Origin of the sequence: Salmonella sp. SG203, assembly GCF_013350575.1 — a bacterium.
In the GTDB taxonomy this organism is placed as follows: Bacteria; Pseudomonadota; Gammaproteobacteria; order Enterobacterales; family Enterobacteriaceae; genus Salmonella; species Salmonella enterica.
In genome coordinates this window covers 121,507-138,686 of record NZ_SNMT01000009.1, presented here as the reverse complement: position 1 = coordinate 138,686, position 17,180 = coordinate 121,507, and the positions used below count along the sequence as shown (strand labels likewise).

The following is a 17,180-nucleotide window of genomic DNA, read 5'->3' as shown; positions in this document are numbered from 1 at the left end:
GATGGATACGTTTAAGCAAATCAGCGGGCGAATTGCGCCGATGCTGGAACCGAATATCGACACTGATGTGATTATGCCAAAACAGTTCCTGAAAGGGATCGATCGCCAGGGGCTGGATAAAGGGGTGTTTTTCGATCGTCGCTTTATGGCTGGCGGCCAACCAAATCCTGATTTTATTCTGAACATGCCGGGTTGGCAGAGCGCGACATTCCTGCTGGTTGGCCCCAATTTTGGCTGTGGATCGAGTCGTGAACACGCCGTATGGGGATTAAAACAACTGGGAGTACGGGGGCTGATAGGTAGCACATTTGCAGGCATTTTCGATGATAACTGCCAACGCAACGGGATCCTCACGGTCTCATTAGATGAACCTGCTTTGGCGCGCCTGGCGCAGCTTGCCGCGAGTGCTGATACCAATTCTATCACTGTTTCACTCGATCGCTGCGAAATTACGACGGCAGAGGAAACGATCTCCTTTGTGATCAGTGAACTCAAACGGGCGATGCTGGCCGCAGGCGAAGATGCGATAGCCTGGACATTGCAATACTTGCCGGAGATTGAAAATTTTGAGGTTGCGCATTATTCACGGCGGCCGTGGTTAAAACGCCCTGCATCCCCGCGCGGTTAAGGAAGAAGACTGCAATGAAACTGGTTCAATATCTTGTGAACGGTGGCAAACGCTACGGCATTATGCAGGAAACCGGAATAATTGATCTCTCGCAGCGGCTTGGCGACAAATATCCCACTTTGAAATCTCTACTGTGCGCTAATGCGCTGACGGATGCGGCGTTATGGTGTGATGAGCCGGCGGATTATTACTACCAGGAAGTCACTTTTCTGCCGGTGATTGACGATCCGCAGAAGATCATCTGTGTCGGAATGAATTATGCCGATAAGCGTATTGAGTTTAATGAAACCAACCCGGCCCCAACCCTTTTTGTCCGCTTTGCGGATTCTCAGACCGGGCATAATGGCCTGCTGCTGAAGCCTGAAAATACCAATGAGTTCGACTACGAAGGTGAATTAGCCGTAGTGATTGGGCGGCGATGCTCCCGGGTCAGCGCTGAGGATGCTTTAGATTATGTCGCCGGATACAGCTGCTATATGGATGGTTCAGTGAGGGACTGGCAGCATAGCTGGTTTACGGCTGGAAAAAACTGGCCTTCGACAGGATCATTCGGTCCGTGTCTGGTGACCACAGACGACATTCCCGATCCCCAGATGCTACGTTTACTGACACGACTAAACGGGCGGGAGGTGCAGAACGAATCTACGGCAAATATGATCCATCCTATCGCTTCACTCATTGCTTATATAAGCACCTTTACTCTGCTTTCCCCTGGCGACACGATCCTCACAGGGTCGCCTGGTGGAGTGGGCAAAAAACGCGTTCCACCGCTGTTTTTACACGATGGTGATGTTATTGAAGTTGAGATTGAACATATTGGAACCCTGCGCAATGTCGTCCGGGATAGCCGTTATTTAACATCATCTGTTAGCTGGCATGACGGGAGAAAGTGATGAGTACACTGATTGAATGCGGCGCCTCTCCGTTTATTCCGGGGTTTGCGCTCAAGGATGTTCGTCTGGAAAATGGTCTGACGGTAAGAGTGGCTATCGGAGGCAGCGGTTCACCTTTGGTACTGCTACATGGGCATCCGCAGAATCATACAACATGGCGGAAAGTCGCACCGACATTGGCGCAAAATCATACAGTCATTTTGCCGGATTTGCGTGGCTATGGCGACAGCGATAAACCAACGAGCGATCCGGCGCACCGTACCTATTCAAAGCGCACCATGGCGCAGGATATCGTCATGTTAATGGATGCGCTCGGCTTTTCCCGTTTTGCCTTTGTAGGGCATGATCGTGGCGGACGCGTAGGACACAGGCTCGCGCTGGATTATCCGGATCGTGTGACCTGTTGTACTTTTATCGACATTGCTCCAACCGCGACGATGTACGCCTTGACCGATAAATCCTTTGCTACGCGTTACTTTTGGTGGTTTTTCCTGATTCAACCTTTCCCGTTACCCGAAACGATGATTGCGCACGATCCGGCATTTTTTCTGCGTAAGCATATTTCTGGCCAGCTAAAAATAGAGGGCGCGACCTCGCAGGAAGCATTCAATGAATACCTGCGCTGTTACCAGAACCCTGAGATGATCCACGCGATCTGTGAGGACTACCGGGCTGCTGCGACGATTGATTTGGACGATGATGCCGCAGATACGTCGGCGCGTATCCGGTGTCCGTTACAGTTGCTGTGGGGAGGGCTGGGAACGGTAGGGCAACTATATGATGTGGTTGGTACCTGGAAAGAAAAGGCGCTAAACGTTCAGGGGGAAGCATTGCCTTGCGGACACTCCCCGCAGGAAGAGTGTCCTGAGTACTTTATCCAGAAACTTCAGTCCTTTTTACATTCAGTGTTATAACTCGGTCATCCTTTGCAACTTCGCACTGATGCTATGAAAACGACACCTGTAGGAAAAAAACATCGCCAGCCCCTTGAGGGCTGGCCTTCTGTTGAAGATCTTTTCGTTTTTGTCACCGTTGCTCGCAACGGTGGATTTGCCCGGGCAGCGCTGGAGCTGGGGTTATCTCCCTCCTATATCAGCAAACGTATCGCTATCCTTGAAAAATGTCTCAACGCCCGGCTTTTTTTTCGAAATAACAGAGTGATGCGTCTCACACCGGAAGGCGAAAATGCGCTGGGTGGGGCTATGCAGGTCGTCAGTGAAATGGATGGCTTTGTCAGTCGTTTGGATAATCAACGTGGTGTGTTGGCTGGTAATATCACCATCAACTGCTCATTTGGTTTTGGGCATAAATATGTCGCAGAGGCGCTGTCGTCATTTATGATCGCCTATCCTGATATTACGGTAAAACTCACGCTAACGGATCGTGAAGTGGATCTTGTAGAAGAGGGAGTCGATATTGAAATTCGTGTTGGGGATGACATCAACGAATTGTATATCGCACGGCAGTTAGCCACTAATCGACGGATCCTGTGTGCTTCCCCTGAATACCTCGAACGCCACGGCAAGCCAGAGTCTGTTAGTGCGCTTGTGCAGCACGATTGCCTAATGATTCAGGAAAAAAACTCGGCATTTGGCAATTGGATATTAACGGACGGTAAGCAGCAGACACATTGCCGACTAAACGGTTTTCATTCTTCCAACAGCGGCAGTGTGGTGCTTATTTGGGCCCTGAAAGGCCATGGCATTACATTGCGGTCGGAATGGGATGTTGCGCAGTATATGGAACGAGGTGAGCTGGTTCGCGTGTTGCCTCAGTGGTATCAGGAAGCGAATATCTGGGCTGTATATACCCGGCGTTCATCAAGTTCTGATCGTATCAAAATCTGCATCGATTTCCTCACGGAGCATCTTGCACAATGCTTGCCAGGCGGTAAAGCACCGGGCGTACTGTGATCAGTCGGCGCCAACTGTCGTGGCGCCAGATGCTCTGACTTACGTTTACTGTTAGGTGTTCTTTTTGCCAGCACCCAGTAGCTTTTAGGGCGTTGCGTTGGTGGCGCGGTTTTGTTTCCGCTATCGTGGCGAAGTTATCTTTTATCCCACCACGCGGCCCAACCTCCACATAGATACCTCCATTATTACCGGATTTCTCACCTGGTTTTAACGTCATATTTTATCACCTGATTTTTGGGTGACGATTATCGGAGGTTGAGAATTCTATTGGTATCGGCTGGATGGCATTGTAAGTATCACACACTCACTCCATAACAATCCTCAGGGATACGATCGTATCCCTGAATATTTCCCATCAAAACTCAGGAGTAAAATCACTCTCACTAATATATTTTTCCAGTATGGCGGTATATTGTCGCCAGTTCCCGGAGTCGTTGATTACTGCATAATTTATCGATGCTCCCGGCGTTAGCGAGTGTGTTAGCGGCACATCAAATGCTGTTTTCGGCGCAACCATGATATCGCCGATACTTTTCTTGTTATCCATCGTTAACGTTAAACTCATATACCACGAGGTGGGGTTAACTATCCGTATAGTATTCTCTTTAGCAATAAAGCGTAATTTTTTCTCCTCCGCTTCCGTGGGCGCTTTTAATCCGGTCGGGCGAATTAAAATTTTTAGTCGCAAACGAAGCGGTAATACCAGTTTTCGCGGGTGGTTTTTAATGTCATGGGGGAGTGGCGGTATCTGATAAATGTTTAGCCAGAAGAGACTCTCCCGGTCCGTTGCCAGCTGCTGGCGGGAACTCAGGAGCAGGCGAAGCGTTCTCAGTTCTCCTGGCTGCATTTTAAATACCGGCGGCAGCGCCACCAGCGGCGTTTTGCTATTATCCGGAGAGGCGTCAATGTTTCCGGCGTCGGTCCATACCTGTAACAGCATCGGCGTTGTATTATCGTTGGATAATGTCAACGATTGAGCGACATCATCTGAAGCAAAAATAATTCGGGTTCTGTCAATATTAACGGCGGCTTGAGCCGGGCCATACCATCCCGTCAACCCAAGTAGCGTTAATATGACTTTACTGAAAACTAACCACTGCCTGTAATTGCGCATTCACGCTTCCTGCCGTTACTGTTTGTCCGCCGATCGCCTCAAGCGAGGCAGTAAAATCACCGCTATAGGTTTCTACTGAACCGGATGATACCCGTGTGGTTAAATCTTTATAGCCATACCAGCCTCGGGCGTTGCCGGTGCCTGTCTTGATCCGATCGGGTAACAGGTTAATTGGCGTACCGGCATCGTTATAGATGCGGATACCCACTCCGGAAGCTACGCCAGGTTCGCCATAATGGGTGTCCAGTAGCCACGACAGGCCGCCTGCGGATGTGGTTAGCCCCAGGCGACGCGCCGCCGCCACGGCGGTGGGTTGATTAACGACAAACCCCATTGCGACATTAGCGGCGCTGGTGGACGGGAAGGCACTGGACACGGCGCCGGACTCACATTCCAGACTGACGTGGAAAGGCGCCTGGCTATTGCCTCCGGCGGCTAATATGCCGACGGCGACAGGGGGAATTTTCACGATCGCAGGATAATCTGTGATTTTACATAACGCGCCGCGAACATAGGTGACGCTATTATATGTACTCCATGCCCCGGGCCAATAGCTGGGCCAGCCATAATAATCGCTGGCATGATCCAGTCCCGCTTTGATCCGCTCGGTAATCAAGCCTGGGCCTTTAAACGCGATATAACCCCGAGGCTGCGTCCAGGTATCTCGGTCCATTGGATTCTGGTAGGCAAAATATTTTCTTGAGTCAATTTTAAACATCTCATATAGCACGTTGCTAAACGCGCTGGCAGGAATATAAATATATTTGTCATCCTGAAACCAACTGTCTGCGGTAAGTTGGCGTTCTTTCCAGAAACGGCTGTAATATTCGCCGGTACTGAGGTTTGTCATACGGACAGCAACATTACGCTCCACATCATAATAAGCGCCTTCTACTTCGGGAGTAAAAAATGCCCCCGCAAAAGCGCTATCGCCATTTGTCGAATACATCTCATAGAGCTTCCCGGCATCGGCGGAATCGCAGCGGTAAAGTACCTGTTTACTGGAATAGGGCGTGCCGGTGGCAGCCGTCAGGAAGTTACCGATCCCACTGGCCAATAGTGTGCCGGAGGGTTGAAATGTTTCACTATTACTGATGCTAATCACCGTTGGCAAACCGATATTACCGGTATTCGTGTCAGTTGCGCCGATCCAGTTTTGCGCCGTGTAGCCCGCTTTTATCGCCGCGTCAGAGAGCGCGCTCTTATCGGTGACTTTGATACATGACGACCATGTTCCGGCGCTGACGAACAGGCTGGTGATAAACAATAGCGTTCGGAAACTAAAAAGCATTGTGCTATTCCTTCTCGCAGATTTTGTTCAGATAGAGAAACGGTTCTTTGGTGTGAAGATCGAGTTGGTAGGCAACCCGGCAACGCTGGTTTGCCCCTGTTCCCCAGCGCACCAGTAGAGAACCCGACGGATGGGCGATACGGGCATAAATCTGCCCACTCTGGCCGACCATGCCGATGTTTGTGCCTTCACCGTTGAAAACATCAGCGCCCATTGGCGGTATGCCGCCATCCGGCATCTTCACGGAGATCAGCACTGCTTTGCCGCTGATAGTGGCGAAATTGACACGCGCGATGGCGCCGGCATAGGGCACAATCTGCTGACTTCCTCCCGTCAGTTCGGCATCGCTGCGCATCTTACGGGTATCGAGCGTAACGTTATTGACGCGGTAAGGAGATAACGAAGGCAGAATGGCGTAACCAAAGCGATCAACCACAGCGCCCTGGCCATTTTGTACGATCGCGCCCTGCGCGCCATCGGCATGAATAAGCGCAAAGGTATCGCTGGTATAGGGGCCAGCCGTCAGACCGCCAGGGTGAAGAACCAGGGTGCCGGACGCGCCCAGCCCTTCCTGACGATAGTTATCACCCTGGTCATAGTTGGCGCGAAGTGCGCCAAACCGGGTGTTCTGTTGTAGATTACCGCCAAACGTCGTTGGCGCGCTGCTATCGCTATTACTATTGCGATAACGCTCGTAGCCGCCATAAACCGACCATGACAGGTCGCTGTTTTCACCGCTACTGCCGGTCATAGATACGGTTGAGGAACGGCTTTGACTGGACTGGTTATAATTCATGGCGACAGACGTTCTGTTTTCGCCCCAATCCAGCGGTATAGAGACATTAAACGACATTGTGGTTTCGGTATATTTTTGTCGGCTACTCACGTCCAGTGGTTCGTTAACGCCGTGATAAAAGCGATCGTAATCCCAGGTGGTGCGCTGTCGTGCGATATTCACCCCGTAGCTTATATTCCGCCACTGGTTGCTATATCCCATTTGTAGCTGTGTTATACGCGATTGGTTATTGTAGTAGTCTGCGGTGCTGGCGCTGAGGTTAAGCGTGCCAAGCTGTCCTAACGGCTGGCTTACCGTCGCGGACAGGCGATTGCGCTGATGCAGCGTGTCGGAGTAGTAATCAATCCCCGTTTTTGCTTCCCGGCGTACGCCGAGCACGTCCTGAAGATCGCGAAAGCCGTTGGTTGAATAGCGATAAGCCGCCAGTACCAGGTTAGTGCCGGTGGTAAACGTTTTGCTGTAACTGAGTTCCGCGCGCCAGCCTTGTTGGCGCTCGTTATGCTCTGCGCGCGCATTCGACCAGGTGGTGTTGAGGCCGAACGCGCCCATACCGGTGGCCCAGACGCCGCCCGCCAGCCATGCCTGGTAACGCTGCGCAATTCGTGAACCGAGGTTGAGGGTAATGGTGTTATTAACGCCGTGCTGGAACGTTCCCTCAAAGAAACGATTTTCAATATCGTAGTACTGACGAACCCTGCCGAAGGCCAGCGAATAGTGCCAGTTACCGGGACGTACCGAATCCGGCACGGAAGAATAAGGCACGGTGAAACGTGAGGTTTTACCGCTGGCCTCGATAACCTCTACCTCCAGATCGCCTTGATAACGGGTGTTGTACAGATCGTCAATATAAAATGGGCCCGGCGGAACGTTGGTTTCATAAATCACTTTCCCCAGTTGTTTTACTACCACGTGCGCGCTACTGGCCGCTACGCCCCGAACTTCCGGCGCATAACCGCGTTTGCCCTGAGGGCGCATCCGCTCGTCGGTGACAAGCTTAACTCCGTTAAAGGACAGACTGCCGAATAAGCTGGAGTCCGTATAGCTATCGCCCAGCGACAGGATACTGTTAATAGATGCGACAGGTCTTTGCACCCAGGTTCGAACGGTATTATAGCGCCAGGCGCTTCCGCTCTGGCTGCTATTGGCATAGCGCAGATTACTTTGATGACGGACCTGCCAAAGTCCGAGGTTAACGCCCATGTTTAAACCGCTCCATAAGTATTGGTAGCGATAATGGCTGTCGGTATTTTCGGTGTGGGTCCAGTTTGTGTTATGGCGTAAAAACAGCGCCAGCGCGCCGCTATCCCACTCTGAAGGGGAGATATAACCGCGCGGTTTGTGCGTAAGTTCGGTCATTGGAATCGTCAGCAACAGGCGAAGCGTGGCGCTATCAAATTGCCAACCGGCATGAGGCACCCACTCCCTGAGCGGGCGACACTCGGTCGCAGCGTCGGTCGCGGGGAGTGATTTTATCTGTGCCGCTTTCATCACCGATAAGGGCAGACAGGGTTCAGTCTGTTGACCCTCTTTTACAGCATTAAATCGAATATTAGTGCTCGCTGTTACCAGCGTGCCATTAACGTAAACGTCGGCAAGATAGTCTCCGGAAGGCGTTTGCTGTTCATTAAAACGGGCAATATTTTGTCCGTAAGTGGCCCCCTGAAGTAGCGCAGGATCAAAATAATACTCTTCACCTTGCGCGGAGCCTGAGCAAACTATGGCGATCAATAGCGCAAGGCTTTTGCGGTTCAAATTAATGGTGGGGGACATCATAGCTCTCGCTTATCCTTGCGCCCAGGTCGTTAACCAAAGTAACGGTGACTGTTCCGGAGAAGGATTTGAGTGACCGTTTGCCCGGCAGCCACCAGGTTTGACTGGAGAAAGGGGCAATCATGTCAGCATCCAGGTTATACGAAGCGCCGTTCACTTTTACATTCAGGTTACTTAAAGAGGCAAACCAGGGCTGCGGATTAACAATAACAATACCGCTTTTTCCGGAACCCTTATTTACCGTTTTAATCTGTAATTTTTTCGCCAGATTATCAGGTTTGCCTAGCCCGTCAGGACGATAGAAAAGTTTTATTCTTGAGCGCAGCATCACCAACATTTTATTTTGCCCACTGTCGCTGCCAATATTCGTTGGTGGTACCTGTAATACGTTAAACCAGAATACTGACTCACGATCCTGCGGCAATTTTTTCGTGTTGTTATAAATTACACGTACCACCTGGCCTGCTTTGGGTTGAATACGAAATACTGGCGGCGTGGCAATAAACGGCATCGCGCTGCTATTTTCCGGGCTGGTATTCATATCGCCATCGTCAAACCAGGTTTGTACGATATAAGGTATTGCATCATTATTTTTTAACTGCACATCTACGGAGGAGGCTGTTGATGGGTAAATTATTCGGCTACCCAAAATAGTAACGCTCGCCCACGATGTTGTGGCGGGTAGGGCCAGCAATAGAAAAACTATTAAGTAATATAATGCGGAATGTCGGGTATCCATTTTCATCTCAACAACTCCCTGGCGATTGAAAATGGTCTGGCGTTTCAACGCCAGACCGTAGCGACAATTATTTATACGAAACGGCGTATTGAAGGGTGGCAGCGACTGTCCCAGCCTCTGCTTTCCCGGTAGAGTAATACCGCGCGGTATAAGTCGCGCTCGCTTCAGAAGCATTTGGTTCCAGCTGTAGGTCGCCGTCGCCAGTAAAGCCGCCGGTCAGATTGATTGGCTCCCCTGAAGTGTCGAGTAATTGGACTTCAACATTTTTCGCGCTGCCAGTATTACCCAGGTTACCGTTACTGGTGACCTGATTACCGACAAAGACAGTGGAAATTTTTGTTGTTTTGTCCTGAGAGCCGGTACACCCGGACAGCCCAATATCAAACGTTATTGGCCCCGCGGTTTTCCCTTGTTCTGATAAATCTTTAGTACTTACTGTTGGTAATAACACGACGGGTTTAGCCTGATTACCATTAATCACGACAGAGCATGTTTCATCAGAGACTTCCCCTTGAAAGGTGATGGTGTTATCAGAAACAGCCATCGCGCTGCTGGAGACAAGAAGCGAGCCTGTGATCATTGCTAAATACTTTTTCATAGACATATGATAATGTTCCTGTATTAATCTTTACTTTTTCAGGACGAGTGCAACTCGCCCGAATGTTTCGTGCTTATGGAGGAGTGGTAAAAATAACGATCATTAACTCTATTTTTGGATGTGAGCTATACCCTCCTGACTATTGATAATGCGATATAAAACAAACAGACTTATTTCTCTTATCATGAAATAGAGCGATAAGCGCTTTCGTCCATACATCTCATTAGTACAACTGATAGTGTTATCATTTGATTGAGTGTAATCCGATAACAATTCTCTCCGCGTCTGAATAGATAGACTATGTTGCAATACAAACCTGCACATTTTTGCTATGTAAAATCCGTATCAGTTAAACCTCCCGATGGATAATACGATGGTGAGATTAAGGTAAATTTTCTGAAATGTGCTTCTGAAACAGTATAATTAGTCTTACTTTTTTCTTACTTTTGGCCTTTCAGAAGTTTCCTGAGTTTGCGTTAAGGTAAAGAAAAGTGTTCAGATTTACCTATAACTGTTTGATTTGTAATGTGCAGGTAATACTTGTGTCAATTATTGTTTACTATAAGTGAGACTTATAAGTTAAACTCAGGTTAATTAGGGGGCTGAATTCTTTTTTGAGCATGATAATATGTCGTCTGAATGATGGATGCAGTTACCTTTAGGATTGTCATGAATGAAAGCATATTTTTACTTGATAAGCGTGTTGTATTTGATAGTACGAAGATGACCTTATCGCATGGTAATGAGATAATCAGAATATCAGAAGCTGAGACCCATCTGCTTCTTGCTTTTTGGCATGGTCTTTACAAAAAAGAAGATATTATTCATTTTGTTTGGGAAAATCGTGGAGGCTGCGTCTCAGAATCAAGTTACTATAAACTCATTAATCAAATGAGAAATGATTTTAGTAGCATCGGTCTACAGTCATCTGACATCGTAACTCGCCCTCGGGTGGGGGTGTCGCTGTCTGTTGCCATTGAACCTATAAAAAAAATCACCTCCCTAAAGGTGAGTGATGAAAACGTTAAAGGCACCCCGACTCGGGAGAATATATTTTACAAAATTAAACGTCACAGCGTATTTGTGGTATTAACAGGAGCCATTCTTCTGGCATTGCTCTATGGTGTATTTACTATATATAAAGCGCCTGTTCGTAACAGCCCTGATAGTTTTTTTACATATCTTGGCGAATATAACGATTATGCAATCTATAAAACAAAAGAGGATAAGGTCACATTAAGTGAAGTAGTTTTTGCTTTTAACTCTCTAAAAATTAAAATTTACCGGCAAAATGGACGCCATCTTTATTATATCAGGGAGCCAAATATGAATATTTTTCTGCAATGCTTAAATCCTGTTGAAATGGCGGTGCCAAAATGTATTACAGTAAAAGAACGTTACTGATTATATTTGTAATATTTATCGCCATTGTCGCAATCGGATCGGTAATAGCGCTTGAGTGGGTGAATCGTGACTCTTATAGAACCAATAATCTTATATGCACGACAAAATCAGAAGCGTATATTGAACCACGAAAATTGTACATGGATGGTGGACTTGTGCTGGATCTTAAATCCGGCAGGATTACCCTACACTACGATGTTACTACCGATACGAAAGAGAAGCGGCTTTTTTTTCGTGACATCTGCATCAGCAAACTGCGCAGAACGGGTATGAAAACATTTACTTTTAAAGTCAATTCAGTTAAGACCTTTGAGTCTGATACTGCTGGCGATTTGTTTTCCTGGTTGAGACTGTTACAGCCTGGTACGATTAATGAGTTAAAGATGGACAAAATTGGGAAAAATACCTACATGTTTTCGCTTAATCGACATTTGTATAATGTGTGTACCACCAGTAGTAACGTTGAGTTGTAGCCAATAATCCCTGTATTGATGGGAATTCGTTCCGTGATTGTTATGCCTCATCAGGCAGCGAACCTGGCATCTGGCTAACATATTGAATTTAGATATCTGCTATCGCTTATTTTAACGATAGTATCCTGCACCTGTTGGGTATTGATATTTTCTTGTCTATTTTCGGCACAGGGAGTGCCATCTTGCTATCATTAAGAACGTATAACCTATCTCTCAATATTGCTTTTCTATATTAATGTTACTTTAGTTATCCTATAAAAGCGTACAGTGGCAAAAGGAAGGCCGGTAAGAGGGCAATGATTTGAAAGTAAGAAAGCTATTTCTGATGTTGTTTATTGCCGTTCCACTGATCGTAATGATATTGGTGGGGTTACTCGCGGGTATCTTCCAGCTAAAACGAGATATCGCCGTCAGCGCCAATACGCTGCTGCGGTTTAGCGCGGATATATCTGCCGCCTCCTGGCAAGTCGCCGGAAAAGCCGCCAGACTGGCTGAGAGTTCCTGCACTGATACGCTGAAAGAACTGTCCAGAACGCGGGCCTTCACTCCTTATGTACGTGACATTGGGTTTCTGGAAAATGGTGATATCACTTGCTCCTTTGTCACAGGAACCGAACGCTATCATTTTTCCCGGCTGGCAGGGCTTTCTTTACCTGCTTCTTATCCGGAACGGTGGTTGCGATCTATCGGTAGTATGGCCGAAGGACCCGATCGCCTTGTTGTGGTTTATGTGAAAAAAGTAGCAGCGAATAAAGCGGCCTTCGTCATTGTGGATTCGCAGTATGTCCAGGAGCTCATGGAGATATTGGCTGCAGAGAGAGCATCAGCCTTTAGCCTGACATTCGGCACAGGGGAGGCGATTACCAGCGCTACGACGTTGCGCGGTAAGGCGTTTTTAACGCAGCGCTTCACCTCAACCGATCACACTCTCCAGCTGATGGTGCGAACCCCTTTCTCAACGTTATCGGCATACTGGTTACAAAACCTTTTTATTTTTGTTCCGCTGTCATTGTGTCTTTCTGTAGGGATGATGTTGTTCTACAGGCGCTGGTATTTAAAACGCTTATCTCTGGCCCGGGAGATTGCCAGGGGGATAACGCACAATGAGTTTACGGTACATTATCAGCCTGTTTTTAATGTTAAACACGGTAGTTGCGGCGGCGTGGAGGCGCTAATGCGCTGGCCGCAACCGGATGGCCGTTTTATAACCCCGGATATTTTTATTACCGCCGCAGAAAATGAAGGCATGATTATTCCACTCTCTCGTCATCTGTTCGAACTGATTGCTCATGACGTGATAAATTGGACTGTACCGGATGATTTCTATATCAGCGTAAATATATCGCCTGCGCATCTTATGGATGACGGTTTTATACAAGATATAGAGGCGCTCAGGACTCGTTTGGGAACGATAACGCTTATGTTGGAGCTCACCGAACGTAGCCTGATTGTAGAACCTTCACAGGTCGCAGAAAAACTTTCAACGCTCCGTGAAAAAGGCGTGTTAATAGCGATTGATGATTTTGGGACCGGCTATTGCTCCCTCTCCTATCTCCAGCAATTACCTGTAGACTCTCTTAAAATAGACAGAACGTTTATCGATACCATTGATACCAGCAGCGATGATGTTCCTGTCCTGGATACTATCATTACGCTGAGTCAGCGACTGGGACTCAATGTGGTTGCCGAAGGGGTCAGTACCCAGCACCAATTGCGTTACATCTTAAGCCACGGGGTAGGATTCGTTCAGGGATTTCTTTATGCCAGGCCGATGGGGACTAATGACTTTATGAGTTGGCTTGGCAAGTCAGCCCAGCGGCAAAATGGTTTGCTCAAGGGGGAAAGCGGATCCGCGAGCGATCTGGTGGCTGAATAATGCAGGAACTCGCTACGGAAAAAAATTCAATAGCACGATATATCCTGGTAATATGTTTATGCCGTGAAGAAACGTGATAGCACTGGGGCGGATATTTTTATGAGTCAGAACAATTATCTGATTGACAAAAGGGTTATTCTTGATTGTGAACGAATGACGCTTTCCTGCGCCGGTGAGTCGATAACGATATCTGAATCGGAACGCAGTTTGCTTATCGCTTTTTATGAAGGCCTTTTTAAAAAAGATGATTTAATTAACTATGTCTGGGGGCGCAAAGGTGTCGTAGTCTCTGATGCCAGTTATTATAAATTGATTAACCAGCTACGAGGGTCATTTGATAAAATTGGTCTTAAGGGGGCGTCTGTTGTGACTCGCCCTCGCGTGGGTGTTTTACTCTCAGTTTCCATTGAACCGTTGAGTGATGAGGCGCAAAATACGCCGTTGCCTGCTGTTGCTGAAACAGAAGTATCGACGGTTGAAGTGCGGCACGATGACACTATTATTACCCCAATACCGGGCGCTGTGAATAAAAAAGATTGGCTCTACTTTTGCCTGGCCGCGCTTCTGATGTTTTTTATGATGTATAAAGTTAAGGGTGAAAATATTGATTACTTTACCCTCCAGGGTTCGTATGATGGATACACTTTTTATAGTGTCGGGCATGATAAAACCCATCTGACGGATATCGTTGAAGCGTACTCTGAGATGAGTAATGAAATACATAAACAAAACGGAAAAATCATTTATTACATTCGCGTTCCTAATACAAATATTTTTGTCCAGTGTCTTAACCAACTTGATATAGCGGAGCCGAAATGCATTTCCATAAAAGAACGTTATTAAGCGTGGCGACGCTTGGTATGCTGGCTGTTTCAGTCGTACTGATGGTAGTTTGGGTACGAAACAGTAACCATAGTTCTATTAATACTAATGAATTTTTATGTACGACAAGAACGGTAACGACGATACAACCTAAAGATATTCATGCCGATGGCAATCTTGTTCTTGATTTTAAGATGAAGAGAATTACGCTTCAATATGAAATAAAAACAAAAGATAACGGTGTAAAAATATTATACCGGGACGTATATATGAAAAATTTACATCGAACAGCGCCTGGTGTTTATACGTTCGAAGTATCCCAGGTAAAAGTCTTTGCCACGGACACGGCTGGCGATCTGTTATCATATTTACGGGTTCTGCATCCGGAAGCGGCTAATGAGATTCGAATATCTAAAGTGGGTGAGAAAACCTTTTTTTATTCTCTTAATCGGCAGCTTTATAACGTTTGTACCGCGCAGTAGATCTGAATGTTGTCTGAATGCGTCAGAAAGCGAGTTGCGAAATTGCCCTCCGCAAGGGTAAAGGTTAACTCAATAATCAATAAAATACATGAAAAACAATTGTTTATGAGTTTTGACTCTTCAAGGAGGTGACTGATACTCGCTGATAACCTCTCGCTGTCCGCCTGACGGATGCGATGCCAGGATCGGGTCTGAAGCAACTATGAATCCGCCATTAATAAAAAAGTAAGAACTCTGTAAGACTGATTTCATATCCATTATCGAATATATCAGGTTATATTACCTCCGCAGTTGGCATGACTGGTAATAAGCGCATTAGGTGCTCTTAATCTAAATGCTATTTGTGTGCCATAAGTTCCGGTACCGCCTTAATTATATATCAAAAATGGAGTGGTTTTAATGAAAAGACGGTCTTCGTTCCTTGTTTTTTTAGGTTTATTATTAGCGTCACCTTTAGCTTTGGCTAACGATCAGCACACCGTATCGTTTGGTTATGCACAAACTCATCTCAGTTCATTGAAAAATAGCGATAGCAAAGATCTGCGAGGCTTTAATTTTAAATATCGTTACGAGTTTAATGAGACCTGGGGGATGTTAGGCTCATTCACCGCGACGCGCAATGAAATGGAGAATTACACCTGGAAAGAGGGGAAATTGCATAAAAATGGTTCCGATTCTGTGGACTATGGTTCTTTGATGTTTGGACCAACATATCGTTTTAATGACTATGTGAGCCTGTACGGCAATGCGGGTATAGCGACGATGAAATTTAATAAACACTCAAAAGAAGAGTCCTTTGCCTACGGCGCTGGCGTAATATTTAATCCAGTTAAGAGTATATCTATCGATGCATCATGGGAAGCCAGTCGTTTCTTCGCTGTGGATACCAATACATTTGGTGTCAGCGTAGGTTATCGCTTCTGACATTAAAAGTATAAGCGTTACGTTTATGGCAAGGAATTAAAAATAATATGGCGCTGCTACAGAATAGGGATGGTTATGAGCGCTCAGGTAATCTTAAGAGGAAGATAAAACACTCACCGTAGCGTTATTCTATTGATGAAATTATGATAAATTCACTATCGGAACAACTTCCGTTAAAAACGATAGGTATAGTTTTAACGGATGATTATTATACTTATTTAGGCATCGCTTCACTCTTTGAGGATGGGAAGTGCTTTATGTTCCCACTCAATGGAGAATATAATTCGTGTCAGATATCAGCTAGCGAAGATATCATAATTATTATTGATGGACGAGTTTTGATTCAGGGGGTCTGGAAAGGTTTTAAGGCGCTCATGCAGCATTATCCACATGCTCGTCGAATCTGGCTCACGCGCAGAGATATTGGAAAACTTTATCCACATGGCTGCGATAGAGATCCTGATATCGATCCCGATTTGGCAAAGCCTGTTTTTATTGAGCATTTCATTAAATACGCTTGTGCAAACGAAGTAGCGGTCGGTGAACTTGCGCCGTTGACAAAAAAGGAGGAGGAGTTGTTATGGCACTTTTTATATAAAAAGTCGATGAGTCAGATCGCCAGTAGCTATGGCATGAGTCGTAAGACTTTGTACATTCATAGATTGCGTATCTGTCGTAAATATGGCTTCAAACGCTTTTTCCATTTGCTATTTATTTACCAAAGAAGTCGCCATATCTTCGCATCTAAAATTTGCCGTGTAGACAAAAACGCCGATCAGGCTTGAAGCAAACAAGATGAAAAAGTTAACGATGAGAGAGTGTGAAAGCATCAATCCTACTATGCTGCTTGCCATTAAGATACTTATCTCGGCGCTTGACGAAAAAACAAAAATAAGACTCAGAGAGCATATTGAAAAAACTGAACAAGAAATAGCCTCAAGCATACATGATAGCATCATGACAGAGACTTTTCTTCAGCAAATGAAAGACATTCGTTACATCTTAAATATAGTTCCTTGACGGCGTTCAGAAGCAAGAACGCGTTATTATTTAATGATTAATAGACCAGGTATTAGTATGAAAAAGATCTTAGTATGTTTCGCCGGCTTGGCTTTAACCGCATGTAGCGCTAATTCGTTGAATTATGGCGCTGAACAGGTACGGGTGATGACCAGCGAGCCAGGTAAGGAATGCAGCTACTTAGGGGATATCACGGGCAGCCAGGGGAATTTCTTTACCGGTGGCTGGACTTCCAACAGTAACCTGGAAACGGGTGCCCGTAACGATCTGAAAAACAAAGCTTATAAAATGGGCGGCAATACGGTAGTCCTGTTAACCCAGCGTGCAGGCCAGACAGGAAGTTCATGGCACGGTTCGGGCTCAAGCAAACAAACGAATGTCACGTTAAGCGGGAACGTTTATCGTTGCCCTCGTTAACCTTATTTTGCAGGCAATAT

At 46.5% G+C, this 17,180-nt stretch carries 18 protein-coding genes and 1 pseudogene; 13 read left to right on the top strand and 6 right to left on the bottom strand.

The genetic code is table 11. The annotated features are described in order from the left end of the window. Nucleotide 1: 1 nt before the first annotated feature. From leuD to HV477_RS14715, 4 genes are read left to right on the top strand one after another with little or no spacing between them, the layout of a single operon-like run. A complete protein-coding gene (gene leuD / locus HV477_RS14730) occupies nucleotides 2-628 on the top strand; it encodes a 3-isopropylmalate dehydratase small subunit (protein ID WP_000379343.1) in 627 nt (208 codons plus the stop codon). A gap of 14 nt (nucleotides 629-642) precedes the next feature. Continuing rightward, nucleotides 643-1,521: a fumarylacetoacetate hydrolase family protein gene (locus tag HV477_RS14725; protein ID WP_000780210.1), complete on the top strand. Its 879-nt coding sequence runs from the start codon at nucleotides 643-645 to the stop codon at nucleotides 1,519-1,521. Continuing rightward, a complete protein-coding gene (locus HV477_RS14720) occupies nucleotides 1,521-2,435 on the top strand; it encodes an alpha/beta fold hydrolase (RefSeq protein WP_000105592.1) in 915 nt (304 codons plus the stop codon). The genes HV477_RS14725 and HV477_RS14720 overlap by 1 nt, the downstream gene beginning before the upstream one ends. A gap of 33 nt (nucleotides 2,436-2,468) precedes the next feature. Then, on the top strand, nucleotides 2,469-3,434 hold the full coding sequence (locus HV477_RS14715) for a LysR family transcriptional regulator (RefSeq protein ID WP_079899089.1): 966 nt from the start codon (nucleotides 2,469-2,471) through the stop codon (nucleotides 3,432-3,434). Here the strand turns inward: HV477_RS14715 and HV477_RS14710 are convergent. From HV477_RS14710 to HV477_RS14685, 6 genes are all read right to left on the bottom strand, one after another. Next, entirely contained in the window at nucleotides 3,379-3,651 is a 273-nt protein-coding gene (locus HV477_RS14710; protein ID WP_001675688.1) for a hypothetical protein, read from the bottom strand. The genes HV477_RS14715 and HV477_RS14710 overlap by 56 nt on opposite strands. Nucleotides 3,652-3,789: 138 nt before the next feature. Continuing rightward, the gene (gene stbE / locus HV477_RS14705) at nucleotides 3,790-4,548 is read right to left on the bottom strand and encodes a fimbrial biogenesis chaperone StbE (RefSeq protein WP_079899090.1); all 759 of its coding nucleotides are present in this window, start codon (nucleotides 4,546-4,548) and stop codon (nucleotides 3,790-3,792) included. Next, entirely contained in the window at nucleotides 4,514-5,839 is a 1,326-nt protein-coding gene (gene stbD, locus HV477_RS14700; protein WP_079899091.1) for a fimbrial usher protein StbD, read from the bottom strand. Before stbD ends, stbE begins: the two co-directional genes overlap by 35 nt. Nucleotides 5,840-5,843: 4 nt before the next feature. Then, nucleotides 5,844-8,405: a fimbrial outer membrane usher protein gene (locus HV477_RS14695; RefSeq protein WP_079899106.1), complete on the bottom strand. Its 2,562-nt coding sequence runs from the start codon at nucleotides 8,403-8,405 to the stop codon at nucleotides 5,844-5,846. Then, nucleotides 8,389-9,150, bottom strand: coding sequence for a fimbrial biogenesis chaperone StbB (stbB, locus tag HV477_RS14690; protein ID WP_023259181.1), 762 nt, complete (start codon nucleotides 9,148-9,150; stop codon nucleotides 8,389-8,391). Before stbB ends, HV477_RS14695 begins: the two co-directional genes overlap by 17 nt. Before the next feature lie 61 nt (nucleotides 9,151-9,211). Next, entirely contained in the window at nucleotides 9,212-9,748 is a 537-nt protein-coding gene (locus HV477_RS14685) for a fimbrial protein (protein WP_000062035.1), read from the bottom strand. A 663-nt stretch (nucleotides 9,749-10,411) separates the two neighbouring features. Between HV477_RS14685 and HV477_RS14680 the strand changes: the two genes are divergently transcribed. The 9 genes and pseudogenes from HV477_RS14680 to HV477_RS14640 all read left to right on the top strand — a co-directional run bounded on the left by HV477_RS14680 (nucleotide 10,412) and on the right by HV477_RS14640 (nucleotide 17,160). Beyond that, a complete protein-coding gene (locus HV477_RS14680) occupies nucleotides 10,412-11,146 on the top strand; it encodes a membrane protein (protein WP_001005866.1) in 735 nt (244 codons plus the stop codon). After that, a pseudogene (locus HV477_RS14675) lies at nucleotides 11,119-11,419 on the top strand (hypothetical protein). The gene HV477_RS14680 and the pseudogene HV477_RS14675 overlap by 28 nt, the downstream one beginning before the upstream one ends. Nucleotides 11,420-11,920: 501 nt before the next feature. Beyond that, entirely contained in the window at nucleotides 11,921-13,495 is a 1,575-nt protein-coding gene (locus HV477_RS14670) for an EAL domain-containing protein (RefSeq protein ID WP_079899093.1), read from the top strand. Nucleotides 13,496-13,594: 99 nt separating this feature from the next. Then, a complete protein-coding gene (locus HV477_RS14665) occupies nucleotides 13,595-14,338 on the top strand; it encodes a transcriptional regulator (protein WP_000081377.1) in 744 nt (247 codons plus the stop codon). Continuing rightward, complete coding sequence (locus HV477_RS14660) at nucleotides 14,311-14,799, top strand: hypothetical protein (protein ID WP_000545415.1); 489 nt, start codon at nucleotides 14,311-14,313, stop codon at nucleotides 14,797-14,799. The genes HV477_RS14665 and HV477_RS14660 overlap by 28 nt, the downstream gene beginning before the upstream one ends. 399 nt (nucleotides 14,800-15,198) lie before the next feature. Continuing rightward, nucleotides 15,199-15,723, top strand: coding sequence for an Ail/Lom family outer membrane beta-barrel protein (locus HV477_RS14655; RefSeq protein WP_000830239.1), 525 nt, complete (start codon nucleotides 15,199-15,201; stop codon nucleotides 15,721-15,723). A 143-nt stretch (nucleotides 15,724-15,866) separates the two neighbouring features. Beyond that, entirely contained in the window at nucleotides 15,867-16,508 is a 642-nt protein-coding gene (locus HV477_RS14650) for a helix-turn-helix transcriptional regulator (protein WP_000610827.1), read from the top strand. Between the two features lie 10 nt (nucleotides 16,509-16,518). Continuing rightward, entirely contained in the window at nucleotides 16,519-16,743 is a 225-nt protein-coding gene (locus tag HV477_RS14645; RefSeq protein WP_000737127.1) for a membrane protein, read from the top strand. Between the two features lie 57 nt (nucleotides 16,744-16,800). Further along, entirely contained in the window at nucleotides 16,801-17,160 is a 360-nt protein-coding gene (locus HV477_RS14640) for a DUF4156 domain-containing protein (RefSeq protein ID WP_000722975.1), read from the top strand. Nucleotides 17,161-17,180: the final 20 nt, after the last annotated feature.